This window comes from Actinoallomurus acanthiterrae (genome assembly GCF_054775715.1).
Genome location: NZ_BAAHCO010000001.1, coordinates 7,439,442 through 7,458,411, shown reverse-complemented (window position 1 = coordinate 7,458,411; position 18,970 = coordinate 7,439,442). Strand labels below are relative to the sequence as shown.

General features: G+C 72.0%; 18 protein-coding genes, 1 tRNA gene and 1 pseudogene. 11 read left to right on the top strand and 9 right to left on the bottom strand.

Features of this window, described 5'->3' with window-relative positions:
• Positions 1–6: 6 nt before the first annotated feature.
• Positions 7–102 (top strand) — tRNA-Sec (locus tag ACYVF7_RS35195).
• A gap of 264 nt (positions 103–366) precedes the next feature.
• The gene (locus tag ACYVF7_RS35190) at positions 367–1,161 is read left to right on the top strand and encodes an SDR family oxidoreductase (RefSeq protein WP_460349237.1); all 795 of its coding nucleotides are present in this window, start codon (positions 367–369) and stop codon (positions 1,159–1,161) included.
• Positions 1,162–1,230: 69 nt separating this feature from the next.
• On the opposite strand, the gene ACYVF7_RS35185 is transcribed toward ACYVF7_RS35190, so the two are convergent.
• From ACYVF7_RS35185 to ACYVF7_RS35155, 7 genes are all read right to left on the bottom strand, one after another.
• Positions 1,231–2,127, bottom strand: a complete 897-nt coding sequence (locus tag ACYVF7_RS35185; protein ID WP_460349235.1) for a LysR family transcriptional regulator — start codon at positions 2,125–2,127, stop codon at positions 1,231–1,233.
• Positions 2,128–2,280: 153 nt separating this feature from the next.
• Positions 2,281–6,537 (bottom strand): CHAT domain-containing protein, encoded by a 4,257-nt coding sequence (locus ACYVF7_RS35180; protein WP_460349233.1) that lies wholly within the window; start codon positions 6,535–6,537, stop codon positions 2,281–2,283.
• Between the two features lie 2 nt (positions 6,538–6,539).
• The gene (locus tag ACYVF7_RS35175; RefSeq protein ID WP_460349231.1) at positions 6,540–7,460 is read right to left on the bottom strand and encodes a hypothetical protein; all 921 of its coding nucleotides are present in this window, start codon (positions 7,458–7,460) and stop codon (positions 6,540–6,542) included.
• Positions 7,461–7,462: 2 nt separating this feature from the next.
• Positions 7,463–7,846 (bottom strand): hypothetical protein, encoded by a 384-nt coding sequence (locus ACYVF7_RS35170; RefSeq protein WP_460349229.1) that lies wholly within the window; start codon positions 7,844–7,846, stop codon positions 7,463–7,465.
• Positions 7,847–7,953: 107 nt separating this feature from the next.
• Positions 7,954–8,688: a hypothetical protein gene (locus ACYVF7_RS35165; protein WP_460349227.1), complete on the bottom strand. Its 735-nt coding sequence runs from the start codon at positions 8,686–8,688 to the stop codon at positions 7,954–7,956.
• Positions 8,689–8,735: 47 nt separating this feature from the next.
• The gene (locus ACYVF7_RS35160) at positions 8,736–9,383 is read right to left on the bottom strand and encodes an HAD family hydrolase (protein WP_460349225.1); all 648 of its coding nucleotides are present in this window, start codon (positions 9,381–9,383) and stop codon (positions 8,736–8,738) included.
• A gap of 189 nt (positions 9,384–9,572) precedes the next feature.
• A complete protein-coding gene (locus ACYVF7_RS35155; protein WP_460349223.1) occupies positions 9,573–10,082 on the bottom strand; it encodes a hypothetical protein in 510 nt (169 codons plus the stop codon).
• Between ACYVF7_RS35155 and ACYVF7_RS35150 the strand changes: the two are divergent.
• The 5 genes and pseudogenes from ACYVF7_RS35150 to ACYVF7_RS35130 all read left to right on the top strand — a co-directional run.
• A pseudogene (locus ACYVF7_RS35150) lies at positions 9,985–10,287 on the top strand (HAMP domain-containing protein); the annotation flags it as partial. The gene ACYVF7_RS35155 and the pseudogene ACYVF7_RS35150 overlap by 98 nt on opposite strands.
• A 172-nt stretch (positions 10,288–10,459) precedes the next feature.
• Positions 10,460–11,101 carry a sensor histidine kinase gene (locus ACYVF7_RS35145; protein ID WP_460349221.1) on the top strand — a complete coding sequence of 214 codons (642 nt, stop codon included), beginning with the start codon at positions 10,460–10,462 and terminating at the stop codon, positions 11,099–11,101.
• 114 nt (positions 11,102–11,215) lie between these two features.
• Positions 11,216–11,788 (top strand): TetR/AcrR family transcriptional regulator, encoded by a 573-nt coding sequence (locus ACYVF7_RS35140; RefSeq protein ID WP_460349219.1) that lies wholly within the window; start codon positions 11,216–11,218, stop codon positions 11,786–11,788.
• A gap of 75 nt (positions 11,789–11,863) precedes the next feature.
• Entirely contained in the window at positions 11,864–12,547 is a 684-nt protein-coding gene (locus ACYVF7_RS35135; protein ID WP_460349217.1) for an alkylmercury lyase family protein, read from the top strand.
• Positions 12,548–12,858: 311 nt separating this feature from the next.
• Positions 12,859–13,659, top strand: a complete 801-nt coding sequence (locus ACYVF7_RS35130) for a protein phosphatase 2C domain-containing protein (protein ID WP_460349215.1) — start codon at positions 12,859–12,861, stop codon at positions 13,657–13,659.
• A 42-nt stretch (positions 13,660–13,701) separates the two neighbouring features.
• On the opposite strand, the gene ACYVF7_RS35125 is transcribed toward ACYVF7_RS35130, so the two are convergent.
• Positions 13,702–15,171, bottom strand: a complete 1,470-nt coding sequence (locus ACYVF7_RS35125) for an MFS transporter (RefSeq protein WP_460349213.1) — start codon at positions 15,169–15,171, stop codon at positions 13,702–13,704.
• 85 nt (positions 15,172–15,256) lie between these two features.
• On the opposite strand from ACYVF7_RS35125, the gene ACYVF7_RS35120 reads away from it, so the two are divergent.
• Together ACYVF7_RS35120 and ACYVF7_RS35115 are read left to right on the top strand one after the other, a co-directional pair.
• On the top strand, positions 15,257–15,652 hold the full coding sequence (locus tag ACYVF7_RS35120) for a MarR family winged helix-turn-helix transcriptional regulator (RefSeq protein ID WP_460349211.1): 396 nt from the start codon (positions 15,257–15,259) through the stop codon (positions 15,650–15,652).
• A 328-nt stretch (positions 15,653–15,980) separates the two neighbouring features.
• Positions 15,981–16,652, top strand: coding sequence for a hypothetical protein (locus ACYVF7_RS35115; protein ID WP_460349209.1), 672 nt, complete (start codon positions 15,981–15,983; stop codon positions 16,650–16,652).
• Between the two features lie 14 nt (positions 16,653–16,666).
• Here ACYVF7_RS35115 and ACYVF7_RS35110 read toward each other — a convergent pair whose 3' ends face one another.
• A complete protein-coding gene (locus tag ACYVF7_RS35110; protein ID WP_460349207.1) occupies positions 16,667–17,191 on the bottom strand; it encodes a DinB family protein in 525 nt (174 codons plus the stop codon).
• 144 nt (positions 17,192–17,335) lie between these two features.
• Here ACYVF7_RS35110 and ACYVF7_RS35105 point away from each other — a divergent pair, with 144 nt between their 5' ends.
• On the top strand, positions 17,336–18,292 hold the full coding sequence (locus ACYVF7_RS35105) for a GlxA family transcriptional regulator (protein ID WP_460349205.1): 957 nt from the start codon (positions 17,336–17,338) through the stop codon (positions 18,290–18,292).
• Positions 18,289–18,888: a DJ-1/PfpI family protein gene (locus ACYVF7_RS35100; RefSeq protein WP_460349203.1), complete on the top strand. Its 600-nt coding sequence runs from the start codon at positions 18,289–18,291 to the stop codon at positions 18,886–18,888. The genes ACYVF7_RS35105 and ACYVF7_RS35100 overlap by 4 nt, the downstream gene beginning before the upstream one ends.
• Positions 18,889–18,970: the final 82 nt, after the last annotated feature.

The following is an 18,970-nucleotide window of genomic DNA, read 5'->3' as shown; positions in this document are numbered from 1 at the left end:
AGCGGCGGAGGCGGGAGGGTGCCTGGTGGCCCCCGAGGTCTTCAAAACCTTTGGACGGCGCTCGGCGTCGTCGGCGGGTTCGATTCCCGTACGCCTCCGCCACTCCTCCTGATGCTGCGCTGACCAGCGAAAACGGCGCTGTCGACGCGCGTCGTGAGTGCTGCGGCGGGTGCCATGCTGTGCCAGTGCCATAGGAATTCCCTATGGTGCCTGCTGACTTTTCGTCTTTGCCGCTCTTTCTTTTCCGGACGTACCGTGAAACGGCTCGACGAGGTGCTCACCGCGATTTCTCCGAAGATTCGCGCTCTGCGCACGGCGATCCTTTTCGTCGGGCGGACGAACACGCAATTCGAGAGGACCGGTGGCATGACCACGATCGAGAACGGATCGGGAACGCGAGAATTCGCGGGAAAGCGGGCCCTGGTCACTGGTGGTTCTCGCGGAATCGGAGCGGCCGTCGTGCGCCAGCTCCTGGACGCGGGCGCTGAGGTGCTCACGACCGCCCGGTCGGCGACGAGCACGGTGCCGGAGGGGGCCGCTTTCGTGGAGGCCGACGTGCGGACACGGGCCGGCGCGGAGGCGCTCGCCGCGGCCGCGCAGGAGATGCTCGGCGGGGTGGACGTCCTGGTCCACAACGCGGGTGGGGCGCGACCGCACAAGGGCAGCTCCGCCATCCCCGACGAGGAGTGGCAGGACGCGCTGGACCTGAACCTCCTGGCGTCGGTGCGGCTGGACTCGCTGCTGACACCGGGGATGCGGGAACGGCGTTCGGGGATGATCGTGCACGTCTCCTCGGCCGTGGTCCCCACCCCGGTAGCGCCGTTCCTGCACTACACGGCGGCGAAGGCGGCGCTGGAGAACTACAGCCGGGGACTGGCCTTGGAGTTGGCCCCGTTCGGAATCCGGGTCAACACGGTTTCTCCTGGCAGGACCGCCACTCCCGGCGGCGAAGCGACGCGGGAGCAGTGGGCGCGGATGGACGCGGCGCCGGACCAGAACAACACCGCGGCGCCGAGCGCGACCGACATCACCGTGCCGCTGGGGCGTGATGGTCGGCCCGACGACATTGCCAACGCGGTGTTGTTCCTCGTGTCCGACCGGGCGAGTTGGCTGACCGGGAGCAATCTCGTCGTGGACGGCGGCGAATTCCACCGGGGTTGACGCCGGCGGCATTCCGGAACGCCGGTTTCGATAAAGAGAATTCAGCGGCGCCCGCTCCCTTATCGGCCGTCAGGACGCCGGCGAGAAGAATGCGGAATTGTGCCAGGTCTCCTGGCGCAGGAGTTCGAGCAGGGCGGTTTCCGCCGGGCCCGCGCCGTGCCGGACCACGGCGATGACGGGCTGGGACACGACGGGGAACACCGGGCGAACGAGGTGCTCGTGACCGTGGGGCACCGCGGAGGCCGGGACGAGCGTCACCCCCAGCCCGTGGGCGGCCCAGCGCACGGCCGTCGCCGTCTGGGACACGCGGGCGGCCGTGGCAGGGGTCAGCTCGTTGTCCCGCAGCACATTCAGCAGCACGCCGTCGAGCGCGCTGTCGCGGTCGAACCTCACCCACGGCTCTCCCTCCAGTTCGCGCAGCTCGACCCGGTCTGCGGCGAGCTGCCGGTGCCCGGCGCCCAGCACCACGACGAACTCCTCGTCGCCGAGGTGGTGGGCGTCGTCGGGGGACTGCTCGCACGCCGCCATCAGGGCAAGGTCCAGCACGCCCCGGCGCCCCAGTCGCTCCAGCTCGGCGGAGCTCGGCTCCTCGAAGACGGTGACCTCCAGCCGCGGGAAGCGGTGGCGCAACGCGCCCAGCGCGCCCGGCAGCTGCCGCGTGCCAAAGCCCATCTGCGCCGCGACCACCAGCTCGCCCACCAGCTCATCGGCACCGGCCCGCGCCGTCGCACTCGCCCGCCGCGCCGCGCTCACCGCGACCTCCGCCTCCCGCAGGAACGCGCGGCCGACCACGGTGGGCACCAGTCCGGTCGGCGTGCGGGCGAACAGTTCCACGCCGAGTTCCCGCTCCAGGCCGCGGATCTGCTGGGACACCGACGGCTGAGCGACGTGCAGCAGCTCCGCCGCCGCCGTCACCGAGCCCTCCTCCGCAACGGCCAGGGCGTACTCGAACTGACGAAGGCTCATCGGCTCCCGTCTCCTCCCCGCGGTGGACCGCGGCCCACCCATCTGTAATCGTTGTAAGAGTGTAAGTGGGTGGCACCACAAGGGTTCTCTTCGGTGCCGGTTGGATCGTCACGGCCACCGCGCTCTTTCCTCGCCGGTCGCGGTCGGCTGAAGTCAGGGGCCGTAGTAGGCGAAGGCCGCCCAGTGGACGGGGTGGGCGAAGGGGGTGGCGGTGGGTTCTTCGAAAGCCAGCAGGCGGCGGAGGGCCTGGGAGATCTCGGAGGGCCAGGGCGGGCCCGTGAAGCGGGCGAGGATGTCGGACGTGGTGGCGGTGCGGAGCCAGCGCTGGGCCGAGCGGAGGGCCTCGGGCACGCGCGTCGCGTCGGCGCCGGACAGCCAGATCTGGCAGGTGGCCAGGAGGAGGACCATGGTCGATGCGTCGGGGACCTTCCACGATGAGGCGATGACCGCCTTGGCGCCCGCCTGGAGCAGCCCCGTGGGGAGGCTGACGAGTTCGTCGGGCAGGCCGGCGTCGGGGAATGCGGTCTGGCAGGCGGAGGCTATGACCAGGTCGGCCGCCAGCGGGAGGTCCAGGATGTCGCGGAGGCTGAGCACGTCGTCGCCGGCCAGGAGAGGGCCGTTGTCGAGGGTGAAGCGGACGTCGGTGGTCGCATGGCAGGCGAGATGGATCACCGGGTACCGCGGCAGGAGCGCGCCGACCGTGTCCTTGGTGGCCGAGGGGCCGATGAGCGTTCTGGCGTCGGAGAAGTGGGCGGCCACGCCTGCGGACTCCAGCCGGGCGTAGGGGAGCGGGTCCGCGCTGACGGGCTCCGGGTCGGCGACCGTCAGCACGGCCGATGGGGCGGTCGCTTCCCCGGCCTGCAGCGCGGCATTCGGTACGTAGCGGATGGCCGTGGAGTCCAGGGCGTATCGGCGGCCTCCGGGAGCCGCCGGATCGGCGGTCCACGCCGCATGCAGGGGGAGAAAGGCCAGGAAGCCGACGGGGATGATCGTGAGATCCGGCGGTGTCCCGGCGGCTTCCAGCAGGGGTGCCAGGACGGACTCACCCAGCCACGAGGTGATCTGGTCCAGGGCCCGCGGCCATTCCGAACCCTCCTGGCGGACCAGCGCCTCGGCGTAGGTCCCGAACCGAGCGGGAAGGTCGGTGCCCAGCTCGGGGATCCACAGGGCCTGCCGTGTGCCGTCGGGCCGGGTGATGATCGCCAGGCCGTCGTCGGCGGCGGCCAGGAGGTGGACGACGGGGTGCTCCGGCGGCCGCCTTCTGACCATGGCGGGCCTCGCCACGAGCGCCTGGTTGAGCAGTCGCGTCCGGCCGGACTCGAGGATCTCGACGGCGCGATCCAGGTCGCCCGCCTTGGCCAGCGCGTGGGCTGCCAGCGCCGGGACACCGGAGCTCTCCTTGAGCCAGGCCTCCTGGTAGGGCCGCGTGGCCTGGCGGTCGAAGATCTCACCGAAGGTGCCGACGCACCTGACGAGCGCGTCGGCGGCCGCCGTCCAGAACTCTCGGTCGATCAGCAGCTCGCCGAGCGCACGGTAGGCCTTCATCCGGACGGTGGGATCGGTCGCGGCCGTCGCGGCGGCCAGCTCGGTCGCGGCCGCCTGTTCGTCCGTGGCGCGGAGGAGGCGGCCGAGGGAGAGCCGCAGGCTCGCTCGGCCCGCCGGGGAAGGCGCGGCGTCCAGCGTCTCGCGGATGGCGGACACCGCGGCGACCCGGGTCTCCTCGTCCTGGTCCAGTTCGAGCGTGACGCCGGCGAGGTTGGCGATGTACTGGGCCCGGTACGGCGCGCCGGGTGGCAGTTCCTCGACGGCCTGCCGCATCAGGGTCGCGGCGGCGGCCAGCAGCTCTGGCCGGTCGTCGGCCTGCGCCTGCAGGCGGAGGGTCACTCCGAGGGAGTTGCGCAAGACCGCGCGTTCCGGTCCCCTGACCTCCAGGTCCACCGCCTGGCGCAGGAGCGCCGCCGCGCGGTCGAGGTCCTGCCTGCGGCCCAGGAGCGTGTAACGAGCGTTGAGCGCGGTGCCGAGGCCGCTCATGAGTTCGGGGTCGGCGCGTTCGGTGTGCCTGATCGCCGCTTCGTCCAGTCGGATGCACTCGTCCAAGGCGGCGCCGTCGCCGGTCGCCTCGTAGCGCTCGAAGAGAGTGCCCGCCAGGTTGGAAGTGAGCATGGAGTGGGCGTCGGGATCCTCGATGGCCGCCATGCGCTCGCGCAGGAGCCCTTCGGCCTCGGCGAGCGCCGCGGCCCGGTCGGCCGAGCCCGCCTGGAGACGCAGGGTTCCGCACAGCTGGGCGGTCAGGTAGGCGGTCTGGAGTTCGCTCGTGGCGTGTTCGACCGCCGCGCGGTGAAGGGTGATCGCCGCCTCCAGGGCGGCGACGTCGCCGAGGCGCAGATACCGGGCGCGAAGGCGGAGCCCGAAACGTCCCTCCGCCAGCGGATCGCCGGCGCCCACGCTGAGCAGACCTGAGACGTCTTCCCCGGGGCGGGCCAGTTCGTAGCGGGCGATGGCGACGTCGAGGAGAACGCCGGGACGTTCCGGATGGTCTGCGGGAAGCAGCCGCAGGGCCTCCGCGTCGTAGGTGAGTGCTTCCGCGAGGAAGTCCTCGTCGCCGGTCAGGAGATAGAGCTCGGTGATGGCGGTCCCGAGTTCCTCGGCGTACTCCCACCGATCGGGGTCGTCGGCGGGGCAGGCCGCGTAGGCCTCGCGCAGGACCGTCACGGCTCTGCGCATCGTGTCGAGTGAGGGGATGTCGTGATGGCGGTCGAACAGCCGTGCTCCCAGTTGCAGCGTCCTGAGCGGGGACGGGTCGTCCTGAGCGAGCCGGGTGTCGAGGTCGATGACGCGGTCGAGGTCGCTCAGGTCGCGGGACACGGTGTAGCGGGTGGTGAGGGCGCTCGCGAGCTGGTCGAGGCAGCGGAGTTCGTCCTCGCGGGAGGCCGCCCGTTCGACACTGACTTCCAGCGTCTGAACGATGCGGTCGAGCGCCGGGCGGCGTTCGGAGGATGGGAGCTCGGTGTCGGTGGCCGTGTTCACCAGGGAACGGATGTCGTCCATGGTCGGGCGCTCGCCGGGGGCAGCAGGAGACCGAGGCTCGTCGATCAAGAACTGGCGCAGGGAAGCGTAGATCGCACGTTCGGGCTGCCTGGGCGGTACCAACCCCAGGGCCTGGTCGAGGGACGTCCGGGCGTCCTGGTTCTGGCCTGTCACGGCGAGGACCTCGGCGAGGTGGCCCTGGACGTAGAAGTTCCGCGGAGCCAGCTCCGCGGCGCTCCGCGCATTGCCGAGCGCGCCCGTCAGGTCCTCGGGACGGCCCTCGCGCTGGTATCGCAGCAGCATCGCCCGGCTCAGATTGGTGAGGAACGTCGGGAACTCGGGATCGTCGTGGCCGTCCACGGCCAGCGTGAGGGCGGCCAGCGCCCGGTGCAGGGCGGCGCCGTCGTCGCGTGAGATGGCCACGTCGAGCGCCGCGATTCCGAGGTTGCTGAGGAGCAGGTGGATTCTGCGGAAGCCGGGGCCCGCCGCCGTGACCGCCACGCGCAGGACCGTCACCGCCTCCTCGGCACGCCGCAGATGGCGCAGACAGTTGCCGAGGTTCGCGAGCAGGCCGGGGTGGTCGGGGAAGTCCAGCGGGGTCTCGGTGACCAGGTCGCGGTAGAGCTCCAGGGCTCGCTCTCCGTCCGCCTCGGCGCGGCTGTCCTCGAAGCGGAGATGCCAGCCATTGGCGATGTCGCTCAGCAGGTGCATCCGGCTTTCGGGATCCACCTGTGCCCACTGGGGGTGGCCCAGTATCCGGTCGCCGTATTCGAGCATCGCGTCGACTACGCGAGGGTCGTCGGAGCTTTCACGCAGCTCGACGAAACGCTCCACCAGGGCCATCAGCCTCCGCTGGGCTTCGCCGGCCGGAAGGAACTCGTCCGGATGGAAGCGCCCGCCCTGCCGAAGCCCCTCCAGCCGCAGCCGGACGCGATGGGCCGTGGCGAACTTCCGGTCGGAGAGGGTCAGCTTCTCGACGAGATCTTCGAGAGCGGTGGCGACGTGCGGGCTGAGGAGCTCGGGATACTCCTCGATCGCCTGCGCCACCTGCCCGGCGTCGTCGGAGTAGATGACCGTTTCGACCCCGGCCTGAAGATGGGCGACCGTGGCGCCGAGCAGCCGTTTTCGGCGGGGCAGCCGTGGCAGGCCGCCCGCACCTCGCAGCCGGGCGGACTGGACGGCCCAGGCAAGGCCTTCCCAGCGTCGTGCCTCCGCGCCGGTCCCTCGGCGAGCCTGGTGTAACCGGTCGACGCTGACGGCCTCGACGCGTTCGAGCAGCTCGTCGGGCAGATCACGAAGGATCATCGCCGCGTCGTCGAGTGTCCGGCTGCCGGCGAGACGCCGGACGGCCAGTTCCGCCTGCAGCCGGTGCCTGAGTTCCACGCCTACTCCTGTTCGCCGAGGGCCGTTCCACGTGCGAGGTGTGTCGTGATGCGCAGGCCGTCCTGCGGTTCCGTCCTGGTGTCCCAGGGGACGCCGAGAGCCTCGTAGAGCGACTTGCGATGGACGTCGAAGCACGACTGCAGGAGCACCGCGTAGTCCGTGGCCGCGGACAGCAGCACCCGGTGGGCGACCGCGGCGACGACGACCGAGGCCACCAGCGCCCACCAGGTGAAGTACGTCCACACCGCGAACGCCACCGCCACGATCCATACGGTGGCGGCCTCGTCCACCTTGGCCCGCGCCGCGCCGATCTCCGTACGGCACTGCTCGGGCAGGACCAGCCACAGCCGCGGCCAGCAGGTGACGGTGTCGAGCCCGTACCGCTGCCGAGGCCTGGTCTCGGCGGCGCGAAGCAGATCACCGATGCGGGTCGGCATCCGGTCGGTGGGTACGGCCGGCACCGCCGCCCGGCCGGCGTCGAGCCTGGCGTACTCCAGCTGCTCGGCTCCGGTGCGTTCCTTCTTGACGGCGAGCTCCCGCCATCGCGCCGCGACCCGGTCGATGCGCCTCGACCGAAGCCGGACCATCGAGTTCCGGAGCGGCTCGGCCCAGCGTGGCCAGTACCCTTCCAGCAGGCGCAGCGCCGGCAGCGTCAGGGTCGCGACGATCCGCGCCGAGGCCGCGACGACCAGCAGCGCCAGGATGATCAGCACCACCTGCGCGGCCGCGGTCGGCTGGTCGAAGGACCGCCGCCACTGCCGGTCCAGGGCCCGCCAGCCGGAGCTCCTTCCAGTGAACCCGCCGTGCCCGTACACCCAGGCGAGCACGCCGCCGCCCCAGAACACCAGCACCGGCGAGAGCAGCAGTGCCGCCCACTTGTCCGCGACCTTCCCACCGAGCGGTGTCCAGACGGCCCCGAACATCCTCAGCCCGCCTCGATCAGACGCCCGTGCCCGTTCGGGCACGCCTCGGGATACGGCTCACCGACCTCGAACACCGGATAGGCGAACCCGCACACCAGGCAGTTGTAAACGATCGGTGCGGCCGGGGCGGCGAGCCCCGCCGGAGCCGCGTAGTCGGCCCGCGTCTCCTCCTGCTGGATCGCGGTCAGTTCCGCCCGCATCGCCTGCCGCGTCGCGTCCCGCCCGCTCAGTAACTCCACGATCGCGTCAACGTCGGGCCTCCGCTCGGCGAGCAGCGCGTCCAGCCGCTCGCTCACCTCGCCGGCCTCTGCTCCGAGCAGCTCCGCGATCCGCTCCCGGACGGTCCGCGCCGCCCGTACGATCATCACTTCCCGCTCCACGGCCACCCCCTGAGGATCCCAGCCGCCACGAGCGCTGTGAAAGGCCTAACAGCCAGAGAGCCGGCCACCTGAATCACTCGTCCACCCGCGGCGCCCGGCGAACCCGCCGACCGTCAGTGCGGGGGTGGCATCGGGTGGACGGCGTTGCCGACATCGCACCCGCCCTCGCCCGGCATGCGCTGGATCCGCGACGGGGACCACACGTCCGTACGGCCCGGAGCCACCCGGGCCAGAACGCAGTCGAGCGCGTCGCCGAGATACGGCTTGACCAGGAGCGAGACCCCTACCACACCCTCTGCGGCCTGGACATCGGCGTGGATCGCCGGATCGAGGTGAAGGGAGGCGACGGCCTCGCGGACCTTCCGCTCGTCCACCGCGCCCCCGCGCGGTACGCGGGGGAGGGCCTTCCGCAGCCGCTCGTAGGGAATCTCCGGGCCCTTCGGCCACGGCGTGAACGTGAGCGGCCCGCCAGGCGGGCATTCGACATCGCGCGGCTCGGTGCCCCATGAGGTCTTGGGGGAGAACCGCAGCTCGAAACAGCGGAGCACGGTGATCTCCTCTGGTTCCACCCAGCCTTTCGAGGCGGTGCCGGAGACCCGGATGATCACGCCGACCCCGTCGCCCCGCGCGGTCGTCGTGCCGGTCACCCGCATGACGTCGACGCCCTCGACGTCGTCCGCGAGATGACCCATGTCCTGCGCGGACCGGACGCCTCCGCTGTAGAGCCGGTTCTCGACGCGCCGGGCCTTGTCGCGCGCGTCATCGGTCGCCTTGTTCTCCGCGGACGGCATCACACCGCACCCCCCGACGAGGAACAGGGTCACGGTGATCGGCACGAGTCGTCGCATACGCACACGATCGCAGCCCGCGGCGCGACCGACATCCGTACTTGTACTCAGATGGGAGCGTCGGTGAGGAGGGCGCGGCCGAGCGCGTACGCCTCGGTCAGGTCGTTGCCGCGGTAGCTGAGGACGGCCAGGTCCGCGAGGTGGTGATCCGCGTTCACCGCGACCGTCTTGGCCAGGCGGCGGAACAGCGGAGCGTCGGACATCGAGTCGCCGTAGGCGACGCATCGCGAGTGCGCGAGACCGGCCCGCTCGCAGATCTCCTCCACGATGCGGACCTTGTCATCCGGGGTGAGGACGTTCGCCGGATCCAGCGGTTCCACGAGGGGCAGCGCCGGGAACCGGGAGGCCACCACCTCGTCGAAGCCGAGTTCCAGGAGGTGCCGCGCGAAGAAGTCGGGCGACATGGTGATCACCATGGACCGTTCGCCGCGTTCGCGGATGTCGGCGCAGACCTCGCGGATGCCGGTCAGCCAAGGACTGGAGGCGAAGGCGTCGGCGACCGCCGACGGCGTCAGGTCCCGCCACATCCGGTGGACGGCGGCCGAGAACCCCCGAGTGTCGATCTCACCGGCGGCGAACCGCGCCTCCAGCTCGACCAGTTCCGCCGTCGACCCGAGGCGCCGGGCGATCTGCAGGCTGGCAGTCGTTCCCTCGAGGAGTGTTCCGTCCATGTCGAAGACGTGCAGCGATCCCACGGCAACCCAGTGTGGATGATCACGCCCGGCGGCACCACCGAATAAACGCGAGGGACGGCTCCCGGCCGGGCGGTCCGGGCCTCGGAATGAGCCGTGAGTCCCTCGTGCGGCCCCGATCCCGCGAGTTATGATTACGCTCCGCGCCAAGCTCGGCGACGAGGTACGGATCGAGACACTGCACGGCGTCGGCTACCGCATCGTCCCCTGCGGGGAATGAGGATGCGGTGGCGCCTGTACCTCACCTACCTGCCGCTGCTGGCCGCCGCCGTGCTGGCGATGGCGTATCCGCTGGCGACCGACGTGGCCGCCCGCTACTCCCAGGCGATGTACATCGACCGGGCGGACGACACCGCCCGCTTCGCCTCTGTCGCCGAGACGGCGCTGCGCACCGGCCGGACCGCCGCTCTGCGCGCTGAGCTGCGACAGTACGACACGCTGTTCGGCATCCGGGTGGCCATCGTGGACCGGGACCGCATGCTCGCCATCGGCTCCCAGCCCGGCCTCGACCTGCGCCCCAGGCCCGTACGGGACCGGATCGAGGAGGCGCTGACCGGCGAGAGCATCCGTGAACCGCACGATCTGGCCCTGGCGGCGCGCGCCGATGGTCGTCGCCAATCCGGTCACCAACGACGGCGAGGTGATCGGTGCCGCCGTCACCATCTCGCCGACCGGGCGGCTGCGGGCGGGGATCGTCGACACCTGGGGCCGGCTGCTGGCCGGAACCCTGCTGGCCGTCCTCGGGGGCGTGGTGGTGGTCGCGCTCGTCGCCCGGTGGGTGCTGCGGCCGGTGGCCGAGCTCGATCTCGCCGCGCACGCGCTCAGTCAGGGACGGTTCGAGGAGCGGGTGGCGAGCGGCACCGGGCCACCCGAGTTGCGCCGGCTGGCCGCGTCGTTCAACGCGATGGTGAGCCAGATCGCGGTGCTGCTGGAGCGACAGCGCTCGTTCGTCTCCCACGCCAGCCACCAGATGCGCGCACCGCTCGCGGCGCTGCGGTTGTGGCTGGAGAACCTGGAGCCCTCGGTGGCCCCCGACGGACGCCACGACCACGCGATGGCCGCTGGAGGAGGTCGGCCGCATGGCCCGTCTCTACGACTCGCTGCTCGCCTTCGCCTCCGCCGAGGCCAACGCGGTCAGGGCGGTGGACGTGGACGTCCTGGCGGCGGCGCGGGACCGGGTCGACGGGTGGCGGGAGCTCGCCGCCCGGCGCGGGGTGCGGATCACCGGCCCGGAGCCGGGGGAACTCCACGCTCGCGCCGCCCCCGACACCTTGGACCAGGCACTCGACGTGATCATCGACAACGCGGTGAAGTTCTCCGGGCGGGGAAGCACGGTGACGGTCGCCGTCGAGGCCGTCCCGCCGGATCGGGTGGCGGTGTCCGTCACCGACACCGGCCCCGGCATGACCCCGCAGGAGGCGTGCGACGCGCTCCAGCCGTTCTGGCGGCGTCCCGCCGACCAGAACGTCGAAGGCTCCAGGCTCGGTCTGACGATCGCGCACGCACTGGTCGCCGCGTCGGGCGGGCGGCTCGACCTGTCCGCGGCCGAACCGCGCGGTCTGCGCGTGCGGATCGAACTGCCCGCCGCGTCCGCCCGCGTATGTGAAACGCCGGGCGCGTCCGCCCGCGTACCTGAAACGCCGGGCGCGTCCGGGGCGTCGGCCGGGCCTGGGACGGAACGGCCGGTGCCGGAACACGCCGATACGGAGGGCGAGCGATGAGGGCGGCGGTCGTCCGGGTGTCGGCGCTCACGGCGCTGGTCGTCCTGCTGTGGGGCCCCTTCGCGCCGGTCCGCGCCTTGCCGCCGTACGATACCGATCTGTATCGTACGGGCTGTGACCGGAACGAAGGACGCCCGGGTCCGGCTGCTGCGGGCGGCCGAGGCGATGTTCTACGAGCAGGGCATCGGCAACACGGGCATCGACGCGCTCGCCGCGCGGGCCGGCATCGGAAAGATGTCGCTCTACCGGCATTTCGCGGGCAAGGACGAACTGGTCGCGGAGACGCTGCGGCAGCGCGACGCGCCGCACCGCGCCTGGCTCCTGCCCGAGGAGCCCGGCGACCCGCGGGACCGCCTGCTCGCGGTCTTCGACCGCATCGCCGACGCGATCGAGAGCGGCGACGCCACCTTCCGCGGGTGCCCGTTCGTCAAGGCCGTCAGCGAACTGGAGGACGCCGCCCACCCGGCATGGGCGGCGGCACGTGAGCACAAGGCCCGGCTGACCTCCGCGCTCGTCCGGCTGGCGGCCGAGGCGGGCGCGGCGGACGCGGACAGGCTGGCGGGCGACCTGCTCGTGCTCATCGACGGAGCGGCGGTCCAGGGCGTCATCCGGCAGGACGCCGCGCCGGTCCGGGCGGCCCGGCGAATGGCGGCGCTGGTGATCGACGACGCGACGGGTGCCAGATGATCCACGACGCGATCGGCGCCGGATGATCCACGATGCGATCGGTGCCGGATGGCCGGCGATGCGACAGGGGGACGGATGAACGACGAACCGCGGCTGGAAGACCTGCGCACGGCGATCTACGCGACCCTCGCCGAAGAGGGGCGCGCGCCGTCGGCGGGCGAACTCGCGGTCAGATGGGGGCGCTCGCCGGAGGAGACGGTACGGGGCCTCGGTGAACTGGCCGTCCGTCACGCCCTCGTGCTGGGGGCGGCCGGTGACGTGGTCCGGATGGCCCACCCCTTCTCCGCAGCCCCGATGGGATTCGTGGTGTCACCGCTGGACGGCCGCGACGACCGTCACTGGTGGGGCGGCTGCGCGTGGGACTCCTTCGGCATCAGCGCCGCGCTCGGGCTGGACGTCCTGATCGACACGGCGTGCCCGGAGTGCGGCCGGCGTCATCGCGTCACCTCCGGACCCGAACGGCCACCGGAGCCGGAGCTGACCGTGCACTTCCCACTGCCCGCCGCCCGGTGGTGGGACGACGTCGTCTACACCTGTTCCAACATCCGGCTGTTCTGCTCACCGGACCATCTGGCCGCCTGGACGTCGCGTACGGGACGGACCATGGGCCGGGCCGTCGGCGCGGCCACCGTCTGGGCGCTGTCCCGGCCCTGGTACGGCGACCGGATCGCCCCGGACTTCCGGCCGCACACCACGGAGCACAACCAGCGCCTGCTCACCGAGGCGGGCCTGACCGGAGACTTCTGGCGGCTGCCCTGACCGATGGCGCACGAGCAGGCGGACGGCCGCCGGGTCCGGGCACCTGCCCTGCCCGGGCACCTGCCCTGCCCGGGCACCTGCCCTGCCCGGACATCCGACCCGGTCCGCTCCGGCCCGGACACACCATGGCGGCGGACGTCTCGCCCTCGGAGCGGTGCTGGTCGAAGTCCTGACCGGGCTCTGTCCCGGGTCGATGCCCTGACCGGGCGGCGCTCGCATCGGTTCGACACCGGAGCGCCTTGTCGGACGCCTCCGGCGGGAGCGGTGGGGGCGGGGTCCCGTGAGGCGCGGGGCCACGGGACGATCGGATCGTGCAGATCACCTATGCGACCCAGGCCGCTCCGGGCGGCGTCAACGAGGACTGCGTGGTCGCCGGTCCGGACTGGGCGATCGTGCTCGACGGGGCGACCGCGCCGACCGGCGTCGACAGCGGATGCGTCCATGACGTCGCGTGGTTGGTGCGCCGGCTCGCGGCGGCGTTGAGCGCCCGCCTGGCGGACGGCGCCGGCGGATCGCTCGCGGACATCGTGGCGGAGTCGATCGAGCAGGTGTGCGCCTCGCACGCCGGAACGTGCGATCTGTCCAACCCGGACAGCCCGTCGTCGACGGTCGCGGCGATGCGCCGGCGTAACGGCATGGTCGAGTGCCTCCTCCTGGCCGACTCGCCGATCGCGGTGCGCCGCCGCGACGGATCGCTCCAGGTGGTGGAGGACGACCGCGTCGCGCACCTGCCGGGCGGGCGTCCGTACACGCTGGAGAAGGTACGGGCGCACCGGAACCGGCCGGGCGGATTCTGGGTCGCGAGCAGTGTGCCGGAGGCCGCCCACCAGGCGGTGACGGCGGCCTTCCCGGAGACGGAGGTCGAGGAGATCGCCATGTGCACCGATGGGGTCACCCGGCTGATCGACCATTACGGCTACGACTGGCCGGGGCTGTTCGGCGCCCTGCGGACCGGCGGCCCGGCCCACGTCATCGACCTCGTACGGCAGGCGGAGCGGGAGCGGCCGATACCGGGCGCGAAACCGCACGACGACGCCACGGCGCTGTTCGCGACCCACGGGGGAGACGGGCCAGCCCCGGAGTCCGGGCGTTCCGGCCCCCGAAACGACTGATCACCCGGGGACGGCTCCCCGGGTGACCGAATCGAGGGTGGGTCAGTCGAGCGCCTCCAGCGCCTCCTGCCGCGCGGTGCGGCGGCGCAGCAGCGGGACCAGGGTGATGGCCAGCCCGCCGAGGGCCACCGCCGTGACGAAGACCAGGCCGGGCCGGTAGTCGGCGAGCATGGTCGCCGGCGAGCGGACCGCCGACCGCGCGTCATCGCTGGAGATGATGGCGGTGGTGACGGCCAGGACCAGGGCGGCGCCGACCTGGCTGGCGGTCTGCACGAGCCCGGCGGCCAGGCCCTGCTCGTGGTCATCGACGCCCGCGGTGGCCTGCACGTTGATGGACGGGAAGCCGAGGGCGAAGCCGACGCCGAGCAGCAGCGCCGTCGGCAGGATGGCGACGACGTACACCGGGTGGGTGTCGACCCGCAGGAACAGCACGTAGCCGATCGTCATCGCGATCATCCCGCCGACGATGAACCGGGCCGTGCCGAACCGGTCGATCATCGTTCCGGTGAACGGGGCGCTGAGCGCCACCAGGAGCCCGGTGGGCAGCAGGGCCAGGGCCATGGTGATCGGCTTCCAGCCGAGGACGGACTGCAGGTAGAGCGTGACGATGAACTGGAACGCGGTGTAGGAGCCGAACAGCGCGACGATCGCGAGGTTGGCGCGGACGAGCGTGCCCTTGCGCAGGATGCCGAGCCGGATCAGCGGGTGCCGGACACGGCGCTCGACCAGGACGAAGGCGCCGAGGAGCAGGACGGCGACGGCGAAGAGCGCGAGCGTCACCGGGGCGGTCCAGCCGCGGTTGGGTGCGGACACCAGGTCGTACACCAGGATCAGCATGGCCGCCGTCGAGGTGAGCGCCCCGAGGATGTCATGGCCGCCTTCGGTCGCCGCCCGGTCGCGGGGGATCAGGGAGAGCCCGGCGACCAGCGCGATGATCGCGATCGGAACGGGCATCAGGAAGGTCCAGCGCCAGCCGATCCCGGTCATGAGGCCGCCGAAGATCAGGCCGGAGGAGTAGCCGCTGGCGCCGAACACGGTGTAGATCGACAGGGCCTTGTTGCGCGCCTTGCCCTCCGCGAACGTCGTCGTGATGATCGACAGCCCGGTGGGCGCGGTGAACGCGGCGCTGACGCCCTTGATGAAGCGAGTGGCGATCAGAAGCGGGCCGGAGTCGACCATGCCGCCGAGCAGAGAGGCGACGGCGAAGACCGCGAGCGCGATGAGGAAGACCCGCCGGCGGCCGAGCAGGTCGGCGGTGCGACCGCCGAGCAGCAGCAGTCCGCCGTAGCCCAGGACGTATCCGCTGACGATCCACTGGAGGCTCGACGTGGACAGGCTCAGGGCCGAGCCGATGGACGGGAGCGCGACGCCGACCATCGACACGTCGAGTCCGTCGAGGAAGAGGACCAGGGAGAGAACGGCGAGGATGCCCCAGAGCCGGGCGGACCACCGGTGCTGATCGGCCAGGGCGCCGGGGAGGGTGGGTGAGTCTGGGAGTGCTGTCGTGGTCACCGCACCGAAGTTACATGCACATGCATCAGATGTCCAAACATTAAATGCGTTTGCATTTGATGTTCGAGCATGCTAAGGTCCGGCCATGACGGAGACGGGCGAAACCGAGCTCGTGCGACGCTGGCGTGACCTCCTGGCCTGCTACAGCACGGTCTCGTGTGCTCTCGATCGCGCACTGCAGGAGGCTCACGGCATCGGGATGAGCGAGTTCGAGGTGCTCGATCGGCTGATCGACGCCTCGTGCGACAAGTTCCGGATGCACGACCTCGCCGGTGCGATGTACCTCAGCCAGAGCGCGCTCTCGCGCACGGTGGCCCGACTGGAGCGCGACGGCCTGGTCGAGCGCAGCATGTGCGCCGACGACCGGCGCGCCATCTTCGTGAAGCTCACCACCACCGGGCGGGAGCGGCACGAGCGGGCGCGCAAGACGCAACGCTCCGTCCTCGCCGAGCATTTCACGGCCACGCCGGCCACGGTCTGACCAGCGAGGTCTGACGGCCGCGGGTTATCCTCGGCGGAGACCGTCCTCCACCACCCCGCGCCGTGTCCTGGCCGACAGGACGGCGGCAGGAGAGCCGTGCACTCCCCATCCGGCCGGCCCCGGCCACACCGCACCCGCGGATCACCGCGCCCGGGCGCGAGCTGCGATCCCTCGGGTTCGGCGACGACCCGATCACCCGGCCGCTGACCTACCCGGGCCGCCTGCCGCCCGGATCGGGCCTCCTCGTTGACGGGTGCTTCCTCGGCCTGCGGGCGGATCACCGCTCGCCTTCCCACCGGCCGGCCCCGCCGCACGGACCGGACGCTGGATGCTCGACACCGCCGCGGTGCCGCCCCATGTCTTCGGCGGACCGGAGGTCCCGCTCGACGACGCCCTGCGGTCCTGCGGCCGGCCGCTCATGGCCGACCGCCGGCCGGTCCTGGCCGTCGGATCGAACGCCTCACCCGCCCAGATCGTCCGCAAGCTCGCGGGGCTGGCACGCGTGGTCGTCCCGATGACGTACGCGCGGGTGGACGGACTGGTCGCCGGCGCCTCCGCCCACGTGAGCAGGCCGGGATACGTCCCGGCGGCCCCGGTCCTGGAGCCGGGCGCGAGCACGGAGCTGATGGTCCTGTGGCTCGACGACGAACAGCTGACCGCCGTGGACGCCACCGAGCCGAACTACCACCGGACGCGGCTGCCCGCGTCGGCTTCGGCCTCGCTTCCCGGCCTGGGCCGGCTGCGCGCCTGCGACCTGTACGCCGGGCGCCACGGCTGCCTCGTCGACCGGAGCGGCGCCCCGATCCGCCTGGCCGGTCAGCAGGAGCTCCTGGCCCGGCTCCTCACGACGTCCCCGGGACTGTCCGCGCTGACCGGCGCCCGGACCCCGGAGGAGTTCGTCGCACGGACCCGCTCCGAGCCGCATCTGCGCGACGCGGTCCGCCGGCTCTGGCGGCGCGAGCGACGAGTACTCATCCAGCCAGAGCTCCCCGCCGAATGATCATCGCGGTCTGATCACTCGCCGACGGACCCGTCGATCAGCTCCCGGACCACGTCCAGCTGCCCGACGTGCCGCGCGTACTCCTGCAGCAGGTGGAACAGGATCCGGCTCAGCGCCGGGCGGACCGCCGGCGGCGTGAACCGGCCGCCGCTGGCCGCCACGTCGGTCAGTCGCGCCCCCGCGACGATCTCCCGGGAACGCCGGCACTGCGTCATGAACAAAGCCGTGACGTCCGCGACGGTCTCGTCGTCGGCGACGTGCCATCGGCCGTCCGGCCCGTCGTCGGCCCAGGGGTCCGCGACCTGCTCTCCGGCGAATCCCCAGCACAGCCAGCGCCGCTCGACGTGGGCCAGGTGCTTGAGGAGCTCCAGGGGCGTCCAGCCGCTCGGCAGCGCGCTCGTGCGCAGCTGCGGTTCGGACAGGCCCTCGAGCTTGCGCAGGATGGCGTCCCGGTAGAAGTCGAGGTAAGCGGCGAGAAGATCGGCCGGGTCGCTCATCGTCTGCGGCGGCTCGGGCGCGGGGTCTCTGGCGGCGATCACCGTTCCGACGGTAGCGGCTCCCGAGCTCCAGGAGCCGCCACCTGCTCAGGCCCCTGGTGAGTCGCCACCTACTCCGACCCCATGGCGCGATCCGTGGGGTGCCCGTCGTTGACGCCATTCTCCCGGCCGGAAGAGGCTGGGGACATGGACGCGCCCAACGTCACCCTCGTCGTCTTCGACGGATTCCAGCCGCTCGACCTCGTCGGGCCGCACGAGGTCTTCGGCCACGCCGGATACCGGTGCCGGATCGTCGCTCCGCGGGCCGGGCTCGTACGCTCGCGGAGCGGTCTTCCGGTCCACGCGGAGTACGGCGTGGGAGACGTCGGCCCCGGTGACGTCGACACGCTCATCGTGGTGGGCGGACCGGGCGTCGACGAGGCCCGGCGGGATCGGGCGCTGGTCGAGTGGGTGGCCGACGCCGGAGCGGGTGCCCGGCGTGCCACGTCCGTATGCAGCGGCGTTCTCCTGCTGGCCGCGACGGGGCTGCTGGCCGGCCGCCGCGTGACCACGCACTGGAGACGCCGCGACCAACTGGCCGCCGAGCATCCGGAGCTGACCGTCGACTGCGACCCGATCTTCATCCGCGACGGGAGGTTCTGGACGTCCGCGGGGGTGACCGCCGGCATGGACCTGGCGCTCGCCCTGGTCGAGGAGGACCTCGGCCGGGACCGGGCCCACGCCGTCGCCCAGGAGCTGGTGATGTTCCTGCGCAGGCCGGGAAGCCAGTCCCAGTTCAGCGTTCCGCTGTGGTCGGCTCAGCCGTCGAGCGACCCCATCCGCCTCGCGGTGGACGCCGTGCACGCGGCGCCCGGGGAGCGCCACGGCGTCGAGGAACTGGCCGCGAGGGCCGGTCTGAGCCCCCGTCACCTGCAGCGCCGCTTCACCGCCGAGCTCGGCGTGCCCCCGGCGGCGTACGTCGAGCGCGTGCGCGTCGAGGCGGCGCGCCGCGCGCTGGCCGAGGGCGACGACCCCGTCGACGCGATCGCCCGGCGATGCGGCTTCGGCACCGCCGAGACGCTGCGCCGGGCGTTCCACCGGCACGTCGGCGTTCCCCCGTCCGACTATCGGGACCGTTTTCGATCAACGAAGGAGTACGCGTGACGACCTACGGACTGCTGCTGTTCGACGGTGTGGAGGAGCTGGACTTCGTCGGGCCATGGGAGGTCTTCACCGCCTCCTCCATGCTCCGTGACGGGGCCGACACCGCGGTGACGATCGCCGAGAGGCCTGACCCGGTGCGCTGCAACAAGGGGCTCCGGGTACTGGCCGACCACTCCTTCGGCGATCACCCGCCTCTCGACGTTCTGCTGGTGCCGGGCGGGAACGGGACCCGCCGTGAGGTGTCCAACCCGACCTTGATCGACTGGCTCCGGCGCGCCGACGCGTCGTGGGTCACCAGCGTGTGCACCGGTGCGCTGCTCCTCCACGAGGCGGGGCACGCCCGTGGACGCAAGGTGGCGACGCATCACGCGTTCGAGGACACGCTGGAGTCGCGCGGCGACGTCACCGTCGTACGGGACGCGCGTTACGTCGTCGACGGCAACCTTGTCACCAGCCAGGGCGTCTCGGCGGGCATCGACATGGCGCTGTGGCTCGTCGGGCGCCTGCACGGCAGGGAGCACGCCCGGGCCGTCCGCAGGTACATCCAGTACGAGCCCGCACCGCCGTACCTCGCCGACGAGCCGATCGGCGCCTGAGCACTGTCCCAGGACCCGGAGCGCTCCCGGCCTCTCGGGCGGACTCGCCCCGCCACCACGCGATATGCGGTGGCGGGGCGTC